This is a genomic window from Caloramator sp. ALD01, from assembly GCF_000472625.1.
In the GTDB taxonomy this organism is placed as follows: domain Bacteria; phylum Bacillota; class Clostridia; order Clostridiales; family Caloramatoraceae; genus Thermobrachium; species Thermobrachium proteoclasticum.
This window is the reverse complement of record NZ_AXAA01000008.1, coordinates 44,816-65,323: the sequence shown is the minus strand read 5'-3', so window position 1 is coordinate 65,323 and position 20,508 is coordinate 44,816. Positions and strand designations below refer to the sequence as shown.

19 protein-coding genes and 1 riboswitch are annotated in these 20,508 nt (G+C 30.7%); of the genes, 14 read left to right on the top strand and 5 right to left on the bottom strand.

The window, feature by feature from the left end; genetic code table 11:
- Positions 1-142 precede the first annotated feature (142 nt).
- A complete protein-coding gene (locus tag A3M9_RS0105705) occupies positions 143-397 on the bottom strand; it encodes a hypothetical protein (protein ID WP_027308371.1) in 255 nt (84 codons plus the stop codon).
- 203 nt (positions 398-600) lie between these two features.
- Between A3M9_RS0105705 and A3M9_RS0105700 the strand changes: the two genes are divergently transcribed.
- Positions 601-1,353 carry a patatin-like phospholipase family protein gene (locus tag A3M9_RS0105700; RefSeq protein WP_027308370.1) on the top strand — a complete coding sequence of 251 codons (753 nt, stop codon included), beginning with the start codon at positions 601-603 and terminating at the stop codon, positions 1,351-1,353.
- A gap of 216 nt (positions 1,354-1,569) precedes the next feature.
- Here A3M9_RS0105700 and A3M9_RS0105695 read toward each other — a convergent pair whose 3' ends face one another.
- Positions 1,570-2,448, bottom strand: a complete 879-nt coding sequence (locus A3M9_RS0105695; protein WP_027308369.1) for an anti-sigma factor domain-containing protein — start codon at positions 2,446-2,448, stop codon at positions 1,570-1,572.
- The gene (gene sigI, locus A3M9_RS0105690) at positions 2,441-3,100 is read right to left on the bottom strand and encodes an RNA polymerase sigma-I factor (protein WP_027308368.1); all 660 of its coding nucleotides are present in this window, start codon (positions 3,098-3,100) and stop codon (positions 2,441-2,443) included. The genes A3M9_RS0105695 and sigI overlap by 8 nt, the downstream gene beginning before the upstream one ends.
- Positions 3,101-3,235: 135 nt before the next feature.
- Between sigI and A3M9_RS14600 the strand changes: the two genes are divergently transcribed.
- The 4 genes from A3M9_RS14600 (at position 3,236) to A3M9_RS0105670 (ending at position 6,907) form a co-directional block, all read left to right on the top strand.
- A complete protein-coding gene (locus A3M9_RS14600) occupies positions 3,236-4,288 on the top strand; it encodes a DUF5667 domain-containing protein (protein WP_027308367.1) in 1,053 nt (350 codons plus the stop codon).
- 160 nt (positions 4,289-4,448) lie between these two features.
- Positions 4,449-4,545: riboswitch (SAM riboswitch) on the top strand.
- A gap of 110 nt (positions 4,546-4,655) precedes the next feature.
- The gene (locus A3M9_RS13265; protein ID WP_051350612.1) at positions 4,656-5,432 is read left to right on the top strand and encodes a methionine ABC transporter ATP-binding protein; all 777 of its coding nucleotides are present in this window, start codon (positions 4,656-4,658) and stop codon (positions 5,430-5,432) included.
- Between the two features lie 12 nt (positions 5,433-5,444).
- The gene (locus A3M9_RS0105675) at positions 5,445-6,095 is read left to right on the top strand and encodes a methionine ABC transporter permease (protein ID WP_027308366.1); all 651 of its coding nucleotides are present in this window, start codon (positions 5,445-5,447) and stop codon (positions 6,093-6,095) included.
- A 5-nt stretch (positions 6,096-6,100) separates the two neighbouring features.
- The gene (locus A3M9_RS0105670; RefSeq protein WP_027308365.1) at positions 6,101-6,907 is read left to right on the top strand and encodes a MetQ/NlpA family ABC transporter substrate-binding protein; all 807 of its coding nucleotides are present in this window, start codon (positions 6,101-6,103) and stop codon (positions 6,905-6,907) included.
- A 38-nt stretch (positions 6,908-6,945) separates the two neighbouring features.
- Here the strand turns inward: A3M9_RS0105670 and A3M9_RS0105665 are convergent, their stop codons facing one another.
- The gene (locus A3M9_RS0105665) at positions 6,946-8,673 is read right to left on the bottom strand and encodes an O-antigen ligase (RefSeq protein ID WP_027308364.1); all 1,728 of its coding nucleotides are present in this window, start codon (positions 8,671-8,673) and stop codon (positions 6,946-6,948) included.
- 458 nt (positions 8,674-9,131) lie between these two features.
- Positions 9,132-10,859 (bottom strand): DUF4153 domain-containing protein, encoded by a 1,728-nt coding sequence (locus A3M9_RS0105660; protein ID WP_027308363.1) that lies wholly within the window; start codon positions 10,857-10,859, stop codon positions 9,132-9,134.
- A gap of 542 nt (positions 10,860-11,401) precedes the next feature.
- Between A3M9_RS0105660 and A3M9_RS14150 the strand changes: the two genes are divergently transcribed.
- From A3M9_RS14150 to A3M9_RS14145, 9 genes are all read left to right on the top strand, one after another.
- Positions 11,402-12,343, top strand: coding sequence for a polysaccharide deacetylase family protein (locus A3M9_RS14150; RefSeq protein WP_051350611.1), 942 nt, complete (start codon positions 11,402-11,404; stop codon positions 12,341-12,343).
- A gap of 8 nt (positions 12,344-12,351) precedes the next feature.
- Positions 12,352-13,044, top strand: coding sequence for a response regulator transcription factor (locus A3M9_RS0105650; RefSeq protein ID WP_027308362.1), 693 nt, complete (start codon positions 12,352-12,354; stop codon positions 13,042-13,044).
- Positions 13,026-14,435, top strand: coding sequence for a HAMP domain-containing sensor histidine kinase (locus A3M9_RS0105645; protein ID WP_242826183.1), 1,410 nt, complete (start codon positions 13,026-13,028; stop codon positions 14,433-14,435). The genes A3M9_RS0105650 and A3M9_RS0105645 overlap by 19 nt, the downstream gene beginning before the upstream one ends.
- Positions 14,432-15,832, top strand: a complete 1,401-nt coding sequence (locus tag A3M9_RS0105640) for a hypothetical protein (RefSeq protein ID WP_027308360.1) — start codon at positions 14,432-14,434, stop codon at positions 15,830-15,832. The genes A3M9_RS0105645 and A3M9_RS0105640 overlap by 4 nt, the downstream gene beginning before the upstream one ends.
- Positions 15,833-16,034: 202 nt before the next feature.
- Entirely contained in the window at positions 16,035-17,720 is a 1,686-nt protein-coding gene (locus tag A3M9_RS0105635; RefSeq protein WP_035165932.1) for a GspE/PulE family protein, read from the top strand.
- Positions 17,721-17,732: 12 nt separating this feature from the next.
- A complete protein-coding gene (locus A3M9_RS0105630; protein ID WP_027308358.1) occupies positions 17,733-18,944 on the top strand; it encodes a type II secretion system F family protein in 1,212 nt (403 codons plus the stop codon).
- A 19-nt stretch (positions 18,945-18,963) separates the two neighbouring features.
- Positions 18,964-19,350 (top strand): type II secretion system protein, encoded by a 387-nt coding sequence (locus A3M9_RS13255; protein ID WP_035165931.1) that lies wholly within the window; start codon positions 18,964-18,966, stop codon positions 19,348-19,350.
- Between the two features lie 58 nt (positions 19,351-19,408).
- Entirely contained in the window at positions 19,409-19,927 is a 519-nt protein-coding gene (locus A3M9_RS13250) for a Tfp pilus assembly protein FimT/FimU (protein WP_035165929.1), read from the top strand.
- A gap of 9 nt (positions 19,928-19,936) precedes the next feature.
- Positions 19,937-20,503, top strand: a complete 567-nt coding sequence (locus tag A3M9_RS14145) for a type II secretion system protein (protein ID WP_027308357.1) — start codon at positions 19,937-19,939, stop codon at positions 20,501-20,503.
- The last annotated feature ends 5 nt before the right edge of the window (positions 20,504-20,508 follow it).

Sequence of the window (20,508 nt, the reverse complement as noted above, 5' to 3'; positions counted from 1 at the left end):
CGAGCCGAGCGGCCATCAGGACGATGGCATCGCGAGGGTAGGACTTTTTCAAACAAAGAAAAGCTTAGATTTGATTAGCGAAATGAACGAATGCCATAAAATCCTTCATGGGGTCAATCAATAATTTATAGGTTCTTTAATGTTATTTAAGGAAAGCACCTAAAACCTTTCTACAGTCAGTGATTACCTCACATATACAGTGGATGTCTACAAACTTAACTGGGCAACCACATCCTGCGATTTCACAAGCTAATATATTATCACAAACGGTTAAAACTCTTACACATTCAGCTCTTCCACTCTTTAATACGATTATACAAGTCTGTCCCCTTAACATCTCAAGTATATTTTTAATAGAGCAGCAAGGATTGTAATTGAAATCACAGCAGTTGTTCATACTGTTCACCACCTTTCTTTTAGCTATGTTCTATAAATAATTTTTACTTTACTACTTTTTCCTACTACATATTATTCGTACATTGTGTTTTTGACACAAATTTCGACATTTTTTTGTGAACAAATAGTTAAAAAATTATACTCACCATTACAAATATTATTAAAATTGATATAATAAAATTAAAATGGTGGGGGTGATATAAAATGAGATATGGTTTATGTTTAACAGGTGGAGGGGCAAAGGGTGCCTATGAAGCTGGGATATTAAAGTTTTTTAAAGAGAAGGGTATAGCATTTTCTGTAATAACAGGAACCTCAATAGGTGCGGTTAATGGGTATTTTATGTTAAGAAATTCCTATGACGATATGTATAATTTTTGGTTGAATATGCAGCTAAATAAATATTTTGATTCGCTAAATATGGTTGTTGAAAACAGGCTGGTTATAGAAGAGCTAAGAAGACTTGATGGTATAGATAGAAATATAGACTCATTTTATGTAAATTATGTTGAAGTAAAAGGTTGTAATATAAATGAAGTTATTGTGGATATCAAAAATATGCCCAAAGAAGAAGCCCTCTTAGCTGTAAAGGCAAGTTCTCTTTTACCATACAACTACAATGGTGATCCTAATAGTGTTAGTGCAAAGATTCTTTTTGAGCAGTTTAAAAGTGACCTTCAGGAGGGCAAATATGATGGGTATAAACTTGATGGGGGAATACTTAATAACTGCCTAATTCAGCCATTTATTACAGATAGAGTAGATAAGATTTATATAATAGCACTATCAAATGATTTCCAAGTTCCAGAATATATTTATGAGTACTATAAGAAGGATGATATAGTTGTTTTAGAGCCTAATTTTGAAGTAAGACCAGAGGATACTGTAAACTTTACAAATGAGTTCTGTACAAGGTTATTTAATTTAGGATATCAATATGTAAAGGGGCTAATTTAGCCCATTGCAGGTTTTTGAAAAAGTTATATATTGATTAGCCCCATGAAGGATTTCTTGGGCATCGATTCATTTCGCTAAGCAATTCTAAGCTTTTCTTTGTTTGAAAAAGTCGAAAAGCTAAGAATTGCTAAAGCTTATGAAAGAGCCTTTTGAAATCCTTTCATGGGGCTTTTTCAAAATTCAGCTAACAAGTAGGTTTGACAACAATCAGATGGGCTAATTTAGCCCCTTTTGTCTTTTTACTTTTTCTTTAAAAGTATTAATCTTTTCCTCTAATTTTGGTGGAGGGTTTTCTTTTTTATCCTCAATTTTTTCTTGTAGATTTTCTTTAGATTTTGGAACACTTTCATCCTTTTGATTTATTTTATTCTTTATATTTTCCTTAATTCTATTTTTAATTTCTTCCCTTACTTTATTTTCCTTATTATTCTCCTTTAAATCCTCTTTATTATCAATTTTATTCTTCTCATCCTTTGGATTTTGATTTTCTATCTGCTTATCCTTTTCCTTCAATTTTTCTTTAATTAACTCACGTTTATTTGCCCTATCTTGAATTTTTTGCAGTTTAGCATATACCTTTTCAAAATTTAACTTTTGATTTTTCATTTCAGATGTAAACTTGTTTAATTTAACATCACCTTTATCTATCTCTATATTAATCTTTTTAGTTTTGTTGTTATAGTATTCATCGGTTATATACTTTTTTTCCTTTGCCTTTTTAACAATTAATATAAGTCCATCATTAATGTTTTTGTTTTTTAACTTAATAGAGCTAAGGACATCTTCGGCGTCTTTGTTAAGAGGGACAACCTTTATAATCCTATTAAATCTATTTACATCTATCCTAAATTGAGGATTTATGGTAACAGTCATAGATGCATAAACTTGATTATATATTGTAACAAAGGAACCAAGGAATATACATAAAAGTAAAGAAGCAGCTATTAAAAATGGCCTAAAATTTGTGTATTTATATGTGTATTCTTGGCCTATTTGGAGACTTTCATTCGACTTAAATTTTAAAAACTCTCCGGTTTGTGTAAATAGAACAGCTTCTCTGCCATTGACTTCAACTATTATTCCCTTTTTAACCATTTTTATCACCTACCTTTATATTGAGGTATGATTTAATATACATTAAGTCGCTATCTGATAAAATTAATATAAGTGCTATTAAATACCTTCTCCATTTCTCAATGAATTTTTCGCTTTTTGAAGTTAATAAACAAATCTGCTTTATGGGTAGTTGCTTTGTTTTATTTAACCTTTCAAGTATCTGTTGTTCTCTTGACACCAAAAAGGCAACATTTATAAGTTCTTCTCTTGTATCCTTATGTTTTGGCGAACTTATAACTAAGTCAGAAAAGCTTATACCATATTCCTTAAGTTTATGGTTAAATAAGGCTATTTCCTGTGCCCTTATTTTGTTCTCCTCTTCTATTTCATACTTTTCGATTGAACTTTTTAGTTCAAAGGTAATAAGTTCTTCATCTCCAAGATAAATGTTTACGTTTTTAGTACTTTTTCTAAAATAATCTATGAGTGAATTTTTTATTATCATCCTTGAGTAGGAGAAGAAATTGCCCTTTTTTTTATCATATGTTTCAATTGCTTTATTAAATGCAATTAGTGCAATACTTAGTTCATCATCATTTTGCCAAGAGAGTCTTCTTTTACATATACTTGATGCAATTTTATATACAAAGTCTCTATTTTCCTCGATAAATTTCTCTCTGTCATCTATCATCTTCTTCCCCCTTTCATATGTTAATACGAAAAATTAATTGATTTTTATAGGGTAAAAAAATTTTTTATTTGCCCCCTAAAAAAATAAAAAAGGACGTATTAATAGTTGAAAACAAAATTAGGGAGGGATATAAAAATGAAAAAGTATTTAGCATTATCAACAGCACTATTACTTATGTTTAATGTTACAATAGCAAAGGCAGATGTTCAAGGGACAGATGCTGGAATAACGCCAGATAGTATCCTTTATCCAGTAGATAAACTTATTGATGAAGTAAAAATTTCACTCACATTTGATGAGGAAAAAAAGGCAGAGGTTACAGCAGACGTTGCAGAGGAGAGGCTTGCAGAGGCACAGGTTATGGCAGAGGAGGGTAAAGAGGAACTTGTAAAGCCTGCTGTAGAGGAATTTCAGCAAAAGATGGAAAGTACACAGGAAATAGTAGAAAAGATAGTATCTGAAGAACAAAAGGATGATGTAGTAAGTGATTCGGTTGTAAATAAAGTAAATGAACTAAAAAACAGAATAGAAATAAGATATAAGAATTCAATAGAGGTTTTAACAAAAATACAAGAAAAGGTATCAGAAAATGCAAAACCAACAATTCAAAATGTAATTGAACTACAAACACAAAAGAAGGAGACAGTGTTAAGTTTAATAAATAAAAAGCAGGAAATGTTTAATGTAAGAAAGCAGGTTGTAGAAGCAAGAAAGGCATTAGAAAAGGCAAAGGAAACAAACAATGAAGAGGAAATCAAAAAGGCAGAAGAGGCATTAAAGGAGGCACAAACATCACTTGAGGCTAAAAAGCAGGAAATGAAACAGATAAGAGAACAGGCAAGGGAAGTTGTAAAGACAAGAAATGAGTTAAGAAAAGAAACAAGGGAAGTTCTAAAGGAAGAGGTAAAGAATGGAACAATAACAAAGGATGAGGCAAAACAGGTGGAAAAAGAGTTAAATAGAAACTTCATAAATAAAAGGGATGTAAGGGAAGTAAGGCAAGAAATTAAAAAGGAAATTAGAGAAGTTAAAAAAGAAGAAATTAAGGAAAAAATAAAGGAAAAAAGAGAAGAGATTAAGGAAAAAATAAAAGAGAGAAAAGAAAAAAAAGAAGGTAATAAGACTGAAGAAAATGTAAATGTAGAACAAGATAATGCTACTAATAATGATGCGGGTAAAGAAAATTAATAAAGAAAGGGTGCCAAGGCAATATAGCTTTAGGCACCTAAATTTTATTTTTCCTATATAGCAGGAAGTTTTAAAAATAAAAAATCTATAAAAATTGAAAAATAGTATTGACAACACTTGCAATTGTTTATATAATCTTAATCAAGAATTAAATAAGAAGCTCTTATCAAGAGAGGTGGAGGGACTGGCCCGATGAAGCCCGGCAACCTGCGAATAGCAAGGTGCCAAATCCTGCAGCGAAAGCTGGGAGATGAGAGAGGAGTGCCTCTTTCATCAAAGAGGTTTTTTTATTAATCTATAAGGGAAATAATTTAATTTATTCAATAAAATAACAAAATTTTGAGAAAATTTTAAAAGGGGTGTTAATGTGATTGAAATTAAGGATTTAAAAAAGAGTTATTTAATTAATGGCAATAAAACCGAGGCACTTAAGGGAATCAATTTAAAAATAGAAAAAGGACAGGTGTTTGGAATAATAGGGAAAAGTGGTGCAGGAAAGTCGACTCTTTTGAGGTGTTTAAACTTGCTTGAAACACCAGATGAGGGTGAAATTATAGTAGAAGGAAGAGATATAACTAAGTTTAATAAAAGGGAACTTAGGGAGTATAGAAGAAATGTTAGTATGATATTCCAGCATTTTAATCTGCTTTCAAATTCAAATGTATATAAGAATGTTGCCTTTCCACTTGAGATAGCAGGACATAAAAGGGATTATATAGATAAAAGGGTTAGAGAACTTTTAAAGATAGTTGGGCTAGAGGATAAGGAAAAGGAATATCCATCAAATCTATCAGGAGGCCAAAAGCAGAGAGTTGCAATAGCAAGGGCACTTGCCAATAACCCTAAAATACTTCTATGTGATGAGGCAACATCAGCCCTTGACCCACTTACAACAAAACAAATTTTAGATCTATTGTTAGAACTAAATAAAACCTTAGGATTAACAATAGTTTTAATTACCCACGAGATGGATGTAGTAGATAGAATTTGTAGTAATGTTGCAGTTATGGAAAAGGGAGAGATAGTTGAAGAGGGAATAAAGGACGAGGTGTTTAAAAGTCCTAAATCTAAAACTTTAAGACAATTTCTTCAGAGCCAAAAGGGTGAGGTTATATACTTGGACTTTAAAGAAAGAGCAATATAAGGAGGTTAGAGTATGAGTGAAATATTAAAATTAGTTTTGCCTTCATTTTTAGATACACTGTATATGGTTGTTTTTTCAACTTTGTTTTCCATATTATTAGGTGCTCCACTTGGTATATTTTTAGTTTTGTCAGACAAAGAAGGTTTACTTAAAATGCCAAAGCTTAATTCTATAATAGGTTCAATAATTAATATAACAAGGTCAATACCGTTTATTATATTGATTATTCTTCTTTTTCCCCTATCAAGAGTCATTGTTGGTACAACGATAGGAAAAGAAGCTGCAGTAGTTCCACTATCCATTGCAGCTGCCCCCTTCGTTGCAAGGGTAGTGGAATCTGCTCTAAAAGATGTTAATAAAGGTGTAATTGAGGCAGCAGTTTCCCTGGGGGCTTCAACACCTCAAATAGTTTTTAAGGTTTTAATAAAGGAGGCACTTCCAGGTTTAATATTAGGTATTACATTAACAATTGTAAATATAATAGGATATTCTGCAATGGCAGGTGTTATAGGAGGAGGTGGAATAGGAGATTTAGCAGTAAGATATGGGTATCAAAGGTTTAGAACAGATATACTTATAGTTACTGTTATAATTTTGATACTGCTGGTTGAAATAACTCAAAGAACAGGAAATTATTTTGCAAAAAAAATTGACAGGAGGTAATGAATATGAAATTAAGAAAATTTACAGCAACAATACTATGTGTATCACTACTATTGACAGGAGTTACAGGTTGTTCAAAAAAAGAAGCCTCAAATACGAAAAAAATTGTAGTTGGAGCAACTCCAGTTCCACACGCAGAGATATTAAATTACATAAAACCAAAGCTTAAGGAAAAGGGAATTGAACTTGAAGTTAAGGAATTTACAGATTATGTTACACCTAATACTGCATTAAATGATAAACAAATAGATGCAAACTTCTTCCAACACGTTCCATATCTTGATGAGTTTAATAAAGAAAAGGGACTAAATCTTGTTTCAGTTGCAAAGGTACACGTTGAGCCAATGGGGGCCTATTCAGAAAAAATAAAAAGCAAGGATGAGATTAAGGATGGAGCAGTAGTTGCAATACCAAATGATGCAACAAATGAAGGAAGAGCACTTCTGCTTTTACAAAAACAAGGATTAATTAAGCTAAAGGATAATAGTTTAACTCAAACTCCAAAGGATATAGTTGAAAATCCAAAGAATCTTCAGTTTAAGGAATTAGAGGCAGCACAACTTCCAAGGGTTTTAAAGGATGTTGATTTTGCAGTAATAAACACAAACTACGCACTTGAAGCAAAATTAAATCCTGTAAAGGACAGCCTATTTATTGAAGATAAGGATTCACCATATGCAAATGTTTTAGTTACAAGACAGGATAACAAGGACAATGAGTTAATTAAGGAACTTATCAATGTACTTCAATCAGAGGATGTTAAAAAGTTTTTAGAAGAAAAATACCAAGGTGCAGTTGTTCCAGCCTTCTAATTTAAAGGTGTAGCAAAGCTACACCTCTTTTCTTAAACTTAATTGTTTAGTATTTTAAAATTTAAACCACCTAAAGCCCAAAATAAAGGAGCCACATAAACAACGCTATCATTGAAAACTCCAGCAACTAAATATGCAATTAGAGCAAAAAATATAGAGATAGATATTGTACTTAAAGAAGAATCTTTTAGAGTGTTAATTGCTTTAAAACTAAAAATTAAATAGCAAAGGATAAATATTAAAAATGCCAAAGTTCCTATAACACCAATATTAATTGCATTTTGCAAGTACATATTGTGGGGCTTGTCTACTAATATACTTGGGGTACCTAAGAACAAGAATTTACCTATATAATCGTATTGAGGAAAATACAATGCATAGGTGTCTGGGCCATACCCTAAAAACAGAGTATTTTTTATTAAAGGAATAGACCTTGACCAAATATAGACTCTTCCAGAGCCAAGCTTTTCTTTGCCCTTTACATCTATTTTGTCTACAGGATTAATATTATTGATTTTTCCACTAAAGCTTAATATTTTAAATCCTTCTTTGGTTTTAATTAGATTTAAATTATCATATCCATTGTTTAAAATTAACACAGGCATATTATTGTAATTATTAATAAAATATTTTAATTGAGAATAGGTTGGGTTTTCAAATAAAAATTCATTTTTATTTGAATCAAACTTAAAGGATACTCTTTTGTTATTTTCATCAGTGGCAAAAATTTTTTCATTATCAAATACAAAATTTAATGTGGCTTTATCAAAATTTAAGCAAACTGCATTATTATAAATTTTTACATCCCTTAAATTGTTATTTGTTGAATTAGTTATAGTCTTATTTATATCAACAAAAAGACTCTCTATTTTATTTCCAATATAGCTGCTTGATAAAGTGTTTATAAAAACGTAAACAAGTAAATATATGATTAAAATAGGTGCAACAAATTTAAAATTCTTTAAAATTTCTTTGTATTTATACACTGCAAAAAATATGACTGCAACCATAACTCCTAAAATTCCAGCCCTTGAATGACAGGCTATAAGGCTAAAAAACATAATAACTGAAAGTATACCATATATTATTCTTTTCTTTTCGTTATTTAGTACATACAAAATAAATGTAACTATAAATGATATTGCCATAAAGCTTCCTACGTAATTGGAGTTATATAATGTTGCATAAACATACCTTGGACCAGGATTGAATTTTATATACACCTTTCCTAAATATTGCAACTGGAATATATGAAGTTTGCCTACAATGTATGACTTTATAAAATCTAAATTAAAAAATTGAAGCATAGATATAACTCCTATTAAAAATGAGGAAATTAAAAAGGAATTTAATATTATCTGCGTATCTTTAATTTTAGGTACAAGAGCAAAAACAAAAAATATAATTATGTATGAAAAAAGAACCATTGCTCCTTCATATCTGTCAGGGAATCCCCATAGAGAAATGTCTTTGTACTTAGAAAATATTGTTGACATTATTATGAAAAATAAATATACAAATAATGGAATATATAATTTAGAACTTTTAATACTAATTTCATCTTTTCTTAAGCTATAGAGTAGAGAAATTAAGGAAAACAAAACCAATATCAACAATACTTTGCTTTTATAATATGAAAAATAATCAAAGTTCACTCCTGCAATCCAAAAGTTTTTGAGATGATCTGGAAGTATTAAAATTTTTTCACAAACTATTAATGGCACAAAAAAAATAAGACACAATGGTAGCAAATATAATTTTTTCAACATAACCCCTCCTTTATTTGTAAATTATAACAAAAAATTAGTTATAAGTCTATTAATCTAAAAAATATTATTATATTTTTCGGATTTTTGACAAACCTAATTGTTAGAAAAAATCTGAAAAAGCCCCATCATAGGATTTCAATGGGCTCTTTCGTGAGCTTTAGCAATTCTTAGCTTTTCGACTTTGAAAAAGTCCGTAATTCGGCACAGGACGTGCCGAGCCGAGCGGCCATCAGGACGATGGCATCGCGAGGGTAGGACTTTTCAAACAAAGAAAAGCTTAGAATTGATTAGCGAAATGAACGAATGCCCAAGAAATCCTTGATGGGGCTAATCAAAATATAACTTTTTCAATAGCCTGAAAAATATTACTAAATTTTTGCTTTAAAAAGGTAATAGGCAATTATAAAACCCCATAATATTTGAATATGCATTATGGGGTCACTTAAAAAATATTTCTACTTTTTAATACTATACATAATTAAAAAATCACATCCATCAACTCTAATATCCTCATTATCATCAACTCTTCCAGATACATTGTTTAATATTATTTTAACCTTTAAAGTCTCGTTTTCGTCAACTAATGACAATTCTTCAATTTTAAGTTCTATATCTGGTCTAAATGTTCCATATTTTTTATATGCACTTTGTATAATATCTTTAATATTTTTTCTATAAACTTCTTTGTTGTCTTTAAATATGGCTATTTCTGAATTGGAATTATAATACTTGAAACTAAATTCCTTTGAATTTTGTACTTCCTGGCTATAGGAATTAAGTTGTATAAAATATTCGTATCCTTTTATATCTATTAGGCTGTTGGGAGCTATTCTATAATAGAAGTACTGTTCTTTTGGGAAATAAGGTGCTTCATAGTTAAAGCCAAAAACTTCGTTCATTTTAGATGAATTAAAATCCTTAGGTACATATTTTAGTTTATCTATACCCTGCCTTGTTTCAAAATAGGAAATTATACTGCTTATTTTTCTTTGGTCATCCTTATTTGTGTTTGGATTTTTTTGTATTTTACCATCCTTGAGCATATTGTTTTTAATCAATAGATTCTCAAAACGCTTGTTTTGACTATACCTTGATATACTAAAGCTTGACAGTGGAGTGAATAGAGAAATAAATATAGTCAATGCAAGGGTTGAAGGAATTAGTGTATTTTTAGGCTGTTTTGTTATGTTCCAATAGATAAATACAAATAAAATCCAAATTCCTGCAATTATGACATAATATCTTGGTTCAGTTACACCATAGGCATTTATTCTTATTCCCATAGAGAAAAACATCATTATTATTAAAGGTATTATAATTTTAGTTATTGTTTTTGTAAAATAGTAGGCAATCTTTACATCTTCTTTAATTGGATGAATAAAGAATACTACTAAAATAGTTATAAAGGAATACCAAAGTACAAGGTGGGAAACAAGTCCCTTTGGCCAGTTTTGTGTGATAATAATCTTAAAAAAGTAGATGTATAAAATGATTGTGTAGGCACTTAATAGAGGGATTACAATATAGTTTAAAAGAATATTAAAGGCTCTTGGAAAATCAAACTTTGTAAAAGTATTCTCCTTTTTTGGTACCAATGATAAAAAGTAGTTTACTGCAAATATAAAAAGGCACACAAACCAAGTTTCTATATACGTTTCAGATTCAACTTTAATTCCAAGCAAACTGTCAATTGTAAATAATATAGCACTTAAACCAAAGAAAAGAACTGCTGTGTATATTGCAGTAATGAAAAATCCAGTAAAAATCTTAATAGAATACATTTCGAAGTTTTCCCTATTTAAGAAGTATGGAATGAATAGAAACACTAAATAAAAAATTAAATTAGTACCAATAAATCTTGAGGTACTTATATAGTCTATTTTATTAAGAAAAATAAAGTAATATCCGATAATTAAAATAATAGAGGTTAAATAGTATATAAGTAGTTGTTTCAAGTCCCTGCCTGTTTTTTCCCACATAAGCTTAAAACTTAAAGTAATTGGTATTGATAATGCGAAAATCATAGTGAGTCTCTGCAGAGTTAAAGATGGATCCCTTTTTTGTTCAATCATAATTATTATTGTAATGCAGGTTGCAAAGGCTGATAGAACTGTTAATGGAAAACGCCTTATACTGCTTTCAAGTGCCTTTGTAAGCCTTGTTGTCAAATTTGAAATTCTCATAAAAATTCTCCCTTCATTACTTATTATTAATATTATACTACATTAATTTATAAAAAAATTAAAAAATGGTATAAATTTTTAGAATTTATTCAGGCTGTTGAAAAATTTATATATTGATTAGCCCCATGAAGGATTTTAAGGCATTCGTTCATTTCGCTAATCAAATCTAAGCTTTTCTTTGTTTGAAAAAGTCCTACCCTCGCGATGCCATCGTCCTGATGGCCGCTCGGCTCGGCACGTCCTGTGCCGAATTACGGACTTTTTCAAATCCGAAAAGCAAGATTTGCTAAAGCTCATGAAAGAGCCCATTGAAATGAAAGAGCCCATTGAAATCCTATGATGGGGCTTTTTCATACTTTTGACAAAAATGGGTTTAACAACAATCTGTATAGTTTTTCAGAATTTATTTTTTATCAAATTTTAATTTTTAAAACATATTTAGGATATAAAATTATGTTATATAGAAAGTTTTTCTAAAGGAGTTTGTTTATTTATGTAGAAATATAAATTATAAGCGATTTGACAGTATGGAGGAAAGATAAATGAAAAAAAGTATGCTAATAACTTTAATTACAATTTATGTGTTGGCATTGGGGATTGGATTATCTATTGGTAAGCTATATGCAAGAAATAGATTCAACAATGCAATGGCAGAACAAATTAATGATGTAAATAAAAGGGACAATAAAATGCAGGAAATTCCTAATAAAAATGTTGATTTAATTGATAAAAACAAACAAGAAAATGATTCTATTAAAAAAGAAAATGAAATACCCAAAAGTGAGGAAAAGGATAAAGTGACACAAAAAAAGGAACAAACTAAAGCTGTAGATAGTCAAAAAACATCAGAGGCAGAAATAATTAATAAACAAAGAACAATAGGATTTTATAAGAGCAAAGGTAAAAAGGTGGCATATCTAACCTTTGATGATGGTCCAAGCAAGGATGTAACTCCAAAGGTTTTAGATATTTTAAAGGAAAATGATATAAAGGCAACTTTCTTTGTTTTAGGAAGTATGGCTAAAGCAAATCCAGAACTATTAAAAAAAATATATGAAGATGGACACGCTATAGCAAATCACTCCTATTCACATTCCTATAAAAAAATATATTCTTCTGAAGAAGCTATGATAAAGGAGATAAAGGATACAGAATCGATAATCAAATCTATATTAGGAGATGAATATGACAATAGATTTTTTAGATTTCCTGGTGGGAGTGGTGGAAGACCTGTAGAAATAAAAGAGGCTATTGTTAAAAACGGATATACATATATCGACTGGAACTGCCTAACCGGTGATGCAGAGGGTAAAATGATGTCGGCTGAAGGACAGTATGAGAGATTTTTACAAACATCAAAAAACAAAAATTCCCTTGTAATACTAATGCACGACGGAAGAGGAAAGCACACTACTCCAGATGTGTTAAAAAAAGTTATAGAACATCTTAAAAATAGGGGATATCAATTTGAAGTTATAAAGTAGGTGATGTTATGGAAGGAATAAAGGTGTTAATTGTTGAGGATGAGGCAAGTATAAGAAAGTTTGTAAGAATTAATCTTGAAAGAAACAGATTTACTGTATTTGAAGCAGAAAGTGGAGAACAGGCCCTCGAGCTATTTTCTTTAGTAAAACCTGATGTAGTGGTTCTTGATGTAATGCTACCTAAGATTGATGGCTTTGAAGTTTTAAGAAGAATAAGAGAAGTAGACAACAATGTAATTGTTATTATGTTAACTGCAAAATCACAGGATATGGATAAAATAATGGGGCTTGAGATTGGTGCAGATGACTATATGGTAAAGCCCTTCAACCCTTTAGAGCTAATTGCAAGAATAAACACAATCTTTAGAAGGATAAATAAGGATAATGTGCAAAAACAAGAATTAAAAAGCCATAACATAAAAGTAGATTTAGAATCGATGAAGGTATTTAAGGACGATAAAGAAATAAATTTAACTCCTAAGGAGCTTGAGATTTTATTATTCTTTATAAAAAATGAAGGAAGGGTTTTAAGTAGGAACGATATTTTAGATTATGTATGGGGTAAAAATTACTTTGGTGAAGTAAAAACCGTAGATGTTCACGTAAGAAGGCTAAGGGAAAAAATAGAGGATGATTCTTCAAATCCTAAATATATTGAGACGGTTTGGGGATATGGCTATAGATGGCGAAGGGAGAAGTAGGTATGAGTAGTATAAGACGTAGACTACTATGTAACTTCGTCATTATTGTAGTTTTAACTGTGGCAACCTTAAATACCATAATATTTTTTTCTTTTAGGAATATATATTATTCAAACATTGCCAATCTACTTATAGGACAAATAAAGATTTCCTCTGATATTTACACTAAATATTTTTCAAAAAATAGCCTATATGAAAATGTATTGAATGGTGTAGATGTTTTTTTAAATAGAAGTGATATTGAGGTACAGGTATTCGATAATACAGGAAGGATAATATTTGACTCTATAGGAGTAATTGAGGAAAATGAATTTATGGATATAAAGGAGGCTCTTTCAGGGAACATAGGAAGATGGATAGGTAATGTAAGTTACGATGACGAAAAGGTTATGGCAGTATCTCATCCTCTATATAGTGGTGGAGAAATAATTGGTGGTATTAGATTTATAACCACATTAAGGGAAGTAAATAAGGATTTAAGAAGTATATTTATGATTTTAACTTTACTGGGATTGATTGTAACTTTAATCTTTGCATTTGTAAGTATTCTTTTTTCAAATCAAATAGTTGTTCCTATAGTAAACATAACAGAGGTTGCAAAGAGGATGGCAGAGGGAGACTATAACAAAAGGTGCAGGGATGCAAAATTTGATGAAATAAAAAATTTATCAACAACCCTAAATTATATGGCGGATGAAATAATAAAGAGGGAAAAACTTAAGGATGAATTCATATCCTCTGTCTCCCACGAACTTAGAACTCCTCTAACTTCTATAAAGGGATGGGCAATTACCCTAAAGGACTTAGAGGGGGATAAAGAACTTTTAAAGGATGGACTTGATATTATAGAAAAGGAATGTGATAGGCTCACGTCTATGGTTGAGGAGCTTTTAGATTTTTCAAAGCTCTCTTCTGGGAAAATTGAATTTAAATTTAAGAACGTAGATATAAATACATTTTTGGATGGTATAAGAAAACAGATTGAACCAAGAGCCTATAGGGAAAATAAGATTTTTAGTATATTAAAGGAGAATTTAAGTATAATCATAGAGGCTGATGAAAATAGATTAAAGCAGGTATTTATAAATTTATTAGATAATGCCTTTAATTTCACAAACGCAGGGGATAGTATAGTTATAAAAGTAAAGGAAAATGATGAGGATATAGTTATTGTGGTTGAGGATACAGGGCTTGGTATATCAAAGGAGGACTTACCTCACGTTTTTGAAAAGTTCTATAAAGGAAGGGGAAGTAGGTCAAAAAATGGTATAGGGCTCTCGATATGTAAGGATATAGTAGAGAAAATGAAGGGCAGTATAAAAATTGAGAGTGAAGAAAATAAGGGTACAAGAGTCTATGTTACTTTCCCTAAAGGTGGAGTGATTAGATGAAAAGAAATATATTTGTATTTATAGCGTTTTTTTTAATTTTAGCAAACTTAACAGGATGTAGTAATTTTTCAAGTTCCCAAAAGGTAAGGGCACCTAAAAATAAAACCATTCCAATAAAAGGTGCATATAAAGTAGAATATGCAGATGATTACAAAGATGATGGGTTTGTAGGGAGAAGTTTTGTTTTTAAAGAGGATGAATTTTGGGATGGTGTAGATAGGTTTATAGGTATTAATTATAAGATAAAAATAGTTGATATGTCGGAGTATTTATTAAATGGATATAAAATAAAAAACATAGATAAAGGTAAAGAGGTTCAAGTAGTATCTGTAATTAGCAATGGAAACTTCCTTTATGATTTTATTAAAATTAACGAAGAGTTAATAATGCTTGTGTATAATAAAAAGGTGTATAGATTAAAGAAAACAAACGATGAGTATGATATGTCCTCCTGGAGAAGGAATATAAATATTTTTAGTTTCAAAAAGAATTCATCCAATAAGGATGCAGCAATTTTTATTGGCCTTAGAAGTAAAAATGAAGGTAAATACTCTTATAAAACCTATTATATAGGAGTTTCAAATGGTGAGATTAAAGAGATGTATTTAGCTGACAACATATTCCTTCCAAGAAAAAATGGCTTTTGGAAAATAGATATTGAAGATTCACAAATTAAAGTAAATAACATTTCAAAGGGACAGGAGAAGGTAGTTAATAGAAAAGAGGCTGCTTTTTCTTTAAAAAGTACCTCAAAATTTAATTCATATATTGACTTTGTTGGCAATGACTATATTGCTATTGAAGAGGGAGATGGAATAATAGGTAGACTAAAGATTGTTCCTGTAGATAATCCTATGCAGCAGACGGGAATAAGTATAACTGATTTGCTGGGAGAAAGTTTTAGAAAAAGGTTTGATGAACAGAGGGATAGTATATTGAAGGAATTAAAAGGTGAGGAAGTAAACAAGGATTTAAAATACGAAAATATTGGAGTTTTAAGAAGAAATGGTTTTTATTCATTGAAGGGCAGAATAAACTATAAATCGGGTGATTTTTTCTCCTATCTGGACTTTGATACAGGATTTTTCCCCCCAAGTAATATGGTAATGTATGATACCCTTTGTATTCCTATGAAGGATATAAAGGATAAAATTCCTCAAGCAATAGATGCCTATACTTCACCCAATAAGGATATAGCAGTTATTGTTCTTCCAAAATCCATTGAGTTTTATAGAATAAAAAATCAAAAACTCTCTGAAAAGATTGGAGAGATTAAAATTGCAAAAGAAGATAAAATAATAATGCTTGAGTGGGCAGTAGGAAACTATTCTGAGGTTTGGAGGGACAATTTTATAAAAAACAATTCTGTAGAGGTTATAAATATAAACAAAAATTAAGTTTTTGGCATCCTTTGATGTGTACAAATTTGTTTAAAAGTGGTATAATATACAAGAGTTTTATAGTAAATAAATGTAATATAAAAGTAAAAAAACAAAAAAACTAAAGAAATAAAATTCTAATATTGACATATATTTTTAAATACAATAATTAATTATTTTAAAATTTATATTAAAAAGCATTATATAAAGGGGTATCCATATGCAACAAAGAAAGAGATTAGGAGAATTTTTAATTGATGCAGGACTTTTAACACCGGAGCAGCTTCAAAAGGCTTTAAATATACAAAAGAATACAAATAAAAAGCTTGGTGAAGTACTTGTTGAAAATGGATTTGTAACAGAGGACCAAATAATAGAAGTATTAGAGTACCAGCTTGGGATACCGCACGTTAAGCTTGATAGATACCCAATTGACCAGGAATGTGTAAAACTTGTTTCTGAAACCTTAGCAAAGAGGCATACACTTTTGCCTATTAAATTTGAAAGGGACAAGCTTATAGTTGCAATGGCAGACCCTCTAAATATATTTGCCCTTGAGGATGTCCAAATTTATACAGGCAAAGACGTACAGCCAGTTCTTGCAAAGGAAGAGGAGATAAAAAGGTTTATAAACAAATACTATGGAAAACAGGAGGCCTTAAAGGCTGCTGAAGAGTTTAAAAGGGAAAACAAAGGTTTAAAATTTGAAAAAACAAAAAATCAAAGAGCTGTTGATGATGATGTTCAGGGACCAATTGTAAAACTTGTAAATTCAATTTTTGAACAGGCGATAAACCAAAGGGCAAGCGATATACACATAGAACCCTTTGAAGAAGAAGTTAAAATAAAGTTTAGAATAGATGGAATACTATACGAAATAATGAAGGTTGAGTATGAACTGCACGCACCACTTGTTGCAAGAATTAAAGTTATAGGGAATATGGATATTGCTGAAAAAAGAGTTCCACAGGATGGTAGGACAACCTTCGAAATTTATGATAGGGAATATGATATGAGAATATCCTCGCTTCCAACCGTTTTTGGGGAGAAGATTGTTATTAGAATAGCAGATAAGAGGGAGTTTTTAAAGGATAAGAAGAATTTAGGTTTTTTAGATCACGATTTAGAACTATATGAAAAGCTAATTTCTTCACCCCACGGAATCATATTGGTATCAGGACCAACAGGAAGCGGTAAATCTACAACATTATACACAGCACTAAGAGAACTAAACACTGGAGATAGAAACATAATCACCGTTGAGGATCCTGTTGAAAGTACCATTTATGGTGTAAACCAAGTGGAGGTGAACCCAAAGGCAGGGTTAACCTTTGCAGCAGCTCTAAGGTCAATATTAAGACAGGACCCAGACATAATAATGATAGGTGAGATTAGAGATAAAGAAACGGCAGAAATTGCAGTAAGGGCGGCAATAACAGGGCACTTGGTTCTATCTACAATCCATACAAATGATGCACCAAGTTCTGTTACAAGACTTATTGATATGGGAATTGAGAGTTTTATGATAAGTTCATCTTTAATAGGTGTTATAGCCCAAAGATTAGTAAGAAGAATATGTCCCCACTGCAAAGAGGAGTATATAGCAAGTCTTGATGAAATAAAGGCCCTCGGTCTCGATGAAGATAAAGAATATAAATTATATAGAGGAAGAGGATGTCTATACTGTGGACAAAAGGGATATATAGGAAGAACAGGTATATATGAAATACTAGCAATAGATAAGGAACTAAGAACAGCAATTACAAAGGGCTTAAGTAGTGATGAACTTAAAGATATGGCAATTAATAAAGGAATGGTTACACTAAAAAATAGCTGTATAGAGAAGGTTTTAAATGGTGAAACAACGGTTGAAGAATATTTAAGAGTAACATATTCTATGGATTGATGAGGGGTGTTTATGGCAAATTATGTATACGAAGCTATAGATGTGAATGGAAAGAAGATTAAAGGAAAGATTGTAGCAGAGGACAGGCAGGACGCACAAAGACAGCTAAAGGATAAGAACCTTTATATTGTGGATATTAATGAAGACAATGTGTTAAATAAAGAAATAAATATAAAATTTTTAAACAAGGTAAAAGCCAAGGATTTAGCCGTATTTTGTAAGCAGGTTGCAACACTGCTGCAGGCAGGACTGAACATATTAACCTGTCTTAATGTAATTAAAAATCAAATTACAAATAAAAAACTTAAAAATGCAGTAATAAGTCTTTCGGAGGACGTAGAGAAGGGAACAGCCATATCAGCATCGATGAGAAGATTTCCAGATGTTTTTCCAGAGATTTTAATAAATATGATAGAGGCTGGGGAAGTTGGGGGTTCTCTTGACAACTCCTTTGAGAAGATGGCAGTTCAGTTTGAAAAGGAAATGAAGCTGAAGCAGAAGATCACAAACGCACTTATGTATCCAGCTATAGTTATATTTGTTGCACTTGCCGTTTTAAATCTGCTTTTAATTTTTGTTATACCTACCTTTGTTGGGATGTTTAATGACTTAGGAGTTGAATTGCCGCCAACTACAAGGTTTATATTAAACGCAAGTACCTTTATGAAGAATAATTGGTTAATTTTAATAGCACTAATTGTGCTGTTAATAATTTTAATAAATTATTATAAAAAGACTCCTTCAGGTAGCATATATTTTTCAAGCTTAAGGCTTAAGATGCCTATAATTGGTAAAATATCTCTTTTTTCCTCAATAGCAAGGTTTACAAGGACACTATCAACCCTTGTAAGTTCAGGTGTTCCACTTGTTACTGCTATTGAGACTACAAAGAATCTTCTAAGCAATGCATATATTGAAGAAAAGTTTGAAGGAGTCGTTGAACAGGTTAGGGGGGGTGAAGGCCTAAGTAGACCAATTGAAGCTCTTAATATTTTTCCAGAGCTTGTGCCAGTTATGATTAAAACAGGTGAAGAGAGCGGTACCCTTGAGGAAATGCTCTCAAAACTTGCAGACCTCTATGAAAATGAGGTCGAAAATATGGTTACAAGGCTTACAGCAGTATTTGAGCCTATAATGATAGTCTTCTTGGCCTTAATTGTAGGCTTTATGCTGGCATCAATTATTCTACCTATGTTTAAACTCTACGGAAATATGAATCTATAAAAGATGGGGAGGCTTAATTATGAACAAGAGAAATAAGAAAAAAGGTTTTACACTTATTGAAATGATTGTTGTAGTTGCTATTATTGCTATTTTAGTTGCGATTGGTGTTCCACAAATAACAAAGACAATAGGAAATTCAAAGAAACAAGCAGATATTGCAAATGCAAAAACAATAGCTAGTATGCTTCAACAAAAAATTGCTGAGGGTAATTTAAAAGAAGCGACTACTCCTGCACCTGTTAAAGATGTACTAGATGTAGATGTTCCACAAGTAAAGTTTAAACAAGGTTGTGAATTTTATTACACATTTAACGGTCAGGATGAACTAATAATATATATAAATGATGATAAAGACTACGATAAAGTGTATCCTTTAGATTCTTCTAATAATAACACATATAAGTAATATAAAAAATTTCCAGGGGCCTTGTGCCCCCCCTATCCTAACTTTATAGGTGATATTTATGAGAAAAAAGGGTTTTACATTAATTGAAATGACTATTGTAGTTGCAATACTTGGAATACTCCTTTCAATTGCATATATGAACTTTACAAAATCCATTATAAATTCAAGGCTTGATTCTGCAACAAGTGAAATAGCATCTATGCTTAGGGATGTATATGAAAATGGAAACAAATCAATGGATTATAATACCCATTATGTAAAAATAAGTAAAAATGAGGGAACCTATAGAATAGAACTTATAAAAAAAGAAGGAAATGAAAGGGTTATAAGAAGTGCTGAATATAAAGATATTAACATTAATTTTTATATAGAGGAGAATGAAAATAACAAGTCAAAGATTGAATTTAGGGATGTAAATTTTATATTTTTTACATCAGAAGGTGGGCTTAAAGTAAAATATAGTTTAAACGAAGATGGACAAGAGATAAATCTAATTCAAATTAGCAATAAATCTGAAAACAATTCCAAAAGGGTTTATATAGATAAAATACCAGCAGGAAATATAAGAGTTGAGTAGGGGTTTTGTATGAGAAAAAAGGGTTTTACGCTAATTGAGCTTTTAGTAGTTTCAGCAATACTTTTGATTCTTCTTGAGGCAGGATATAGTTTTTTTATAAACAACTACAGAGTGCTTCAGGAGGAAAAAAAGAAGGCATATATAGAATCACAGGTTAAAAGCTTTATGGATTATGTTATGCAGTCACTTCAGATGGCATATCAGGAGGATATAGTTGTAAAAAAACACGACATCCATACAGATAAGGACGAACTTGTTATATACCTTCCAAAGGAAAATAGTGAAATAAATTTAGCACAGGATAAAAGCAATGCATATAAGATAGAGATATACAGCTTGGAGGATGAAATATACATTACGAAAACAAATGGTGTATCTTTAAATAAAAAAATATTAGATGATAATATTGAGGATTTTAGAATTGAAACCCAAACTGAGAGAATTAATATCCAAAAGCCTGATGGTACCTTTGAGGAGAAGGATGTTTTAAAATATATAGAGATTAAATTTACTGTTGACTATAAAATTCGTGATATAAAAAGGGATTATTCAATCAAATACAATATTAGAAGATGAGGGGT

Bases quoted from the DNA above. Each gene is read 5' to 3' on its own strand.
- A3M9_RS13250 (WP_035165929.1), top strand. From the start codon at position 19,409: ATGAGAAAAAAGGGTTTTACATTAATTGAAATGACTATTGTAGTTGCA.
- A3M9_RS14150 (WP_051350611.1), top strand. From the start codon at position 11,402: ATGAAAAAAAGTATGCTAATAACTTTAATTACAATTTATGTGTTGGCA.
- sigI (WP_027308368.1), bottom strand. From the start codon at position 3,100: ATGATAGATGACAGAGAGAAATTTATCGAGGAAAATAGAGACTTTGTA.
- A3M9_RS0105700 (WP_027308370.1), top strand. From the start codon at position 601: ATGAGATATGGTTTATGTTTAACAGGTGGAGGGGCAAAGGGTGCCTAT.
- A3M9_RS13255 (WP_035165931.1), top strand. From the start codon at position 18,964: ATGAACAAGAGAAATAAGAAAAAAGGTTTTACACTTATTGAAATGATT.
- A3M9_RS0105635 (WP_035165932.1), top strand. From the start codon at position 16,035: ATGCAACAAAGAAAGAGATTAGGAGAATTTTTAATTGATGCAGGACTT.
- A3M9_RS0105630 (WP_027308358.1), top strand. From the start codon at position 17,733: ATGGCAAATTATGTATACGAAGCTATAGATGTGAATGGAAAGAAGATT.
- A3M9_RS0105670 (WP_027308365.1), top strand. From the start codon at position 6,101: ATGAAATTAAGAAAATTTACAGCAACAATACTATGTGTATCACTACTA.
- A3M9_RS0105660 (WP_027308363.1), bottom strand. From the start codon at position 10,859: ATGAGAATTTCAAATTTGACAACAAGGCTTACAAAGGCACTTGAAAGC.
- A3M9_RS0105705 (WP_027308371.1), bottom strand. From the start codon at position 397: ATGAACAACTGCTGTGATTTCAATTACAATCCTTGCTGCTCTATTAAA.
- A3M9_RS0105645 (WP_242826183.1), top strand. From the start codon at position 13,026: ATGGCGAAGGGAGAAGTAGGTATGAGTAGTATAAGACGTAGACTACTA.
- A3M9_RS0105695 (WP_027308369.1), bottom strand. From the start codon at position 2,448: ATGGTTAAAAAGGGAATAATAGTTGAAGTCAATGGCAGAGAAGCTGTT.
- A3M9_RS0105675 (WP_027308366.1), top strand. From the start codon at position 5,445: ATGAGTGAAATATTAAAATTAGTTTTGCCTTCATTTTTAGATACACTG.
- A3M9_RS14600 (WP_027308367.1), top strand. From the start codon at position 3,236: ATGAAAAAGTATTTAGCATTATCAACAGCACTATTACTTATGTTTAAT.
- A3M9_RS0105640 (WP_027308360.1), top strand. From the start codon at position 14,432: ATGAAAAGAAATATATTTGTATTTATAGCGTTTTTTTTAATTTTAGCA.
- A3M9_RS0105650 (WP_027308362.1), top strand. From the start codon at position 12,352: ATGGAAGGAATAAAGGTGTTAATTGTTGAGGATGAGGCAAGTATAAGA.
- A3M9_RS14145 (WP_027308357.1), top strand. From the start codon at position 19,937: ATGAGAAAAAAGGGTTTTACGCTAATTGAGCTTTTAGTAGTTTCAGCA.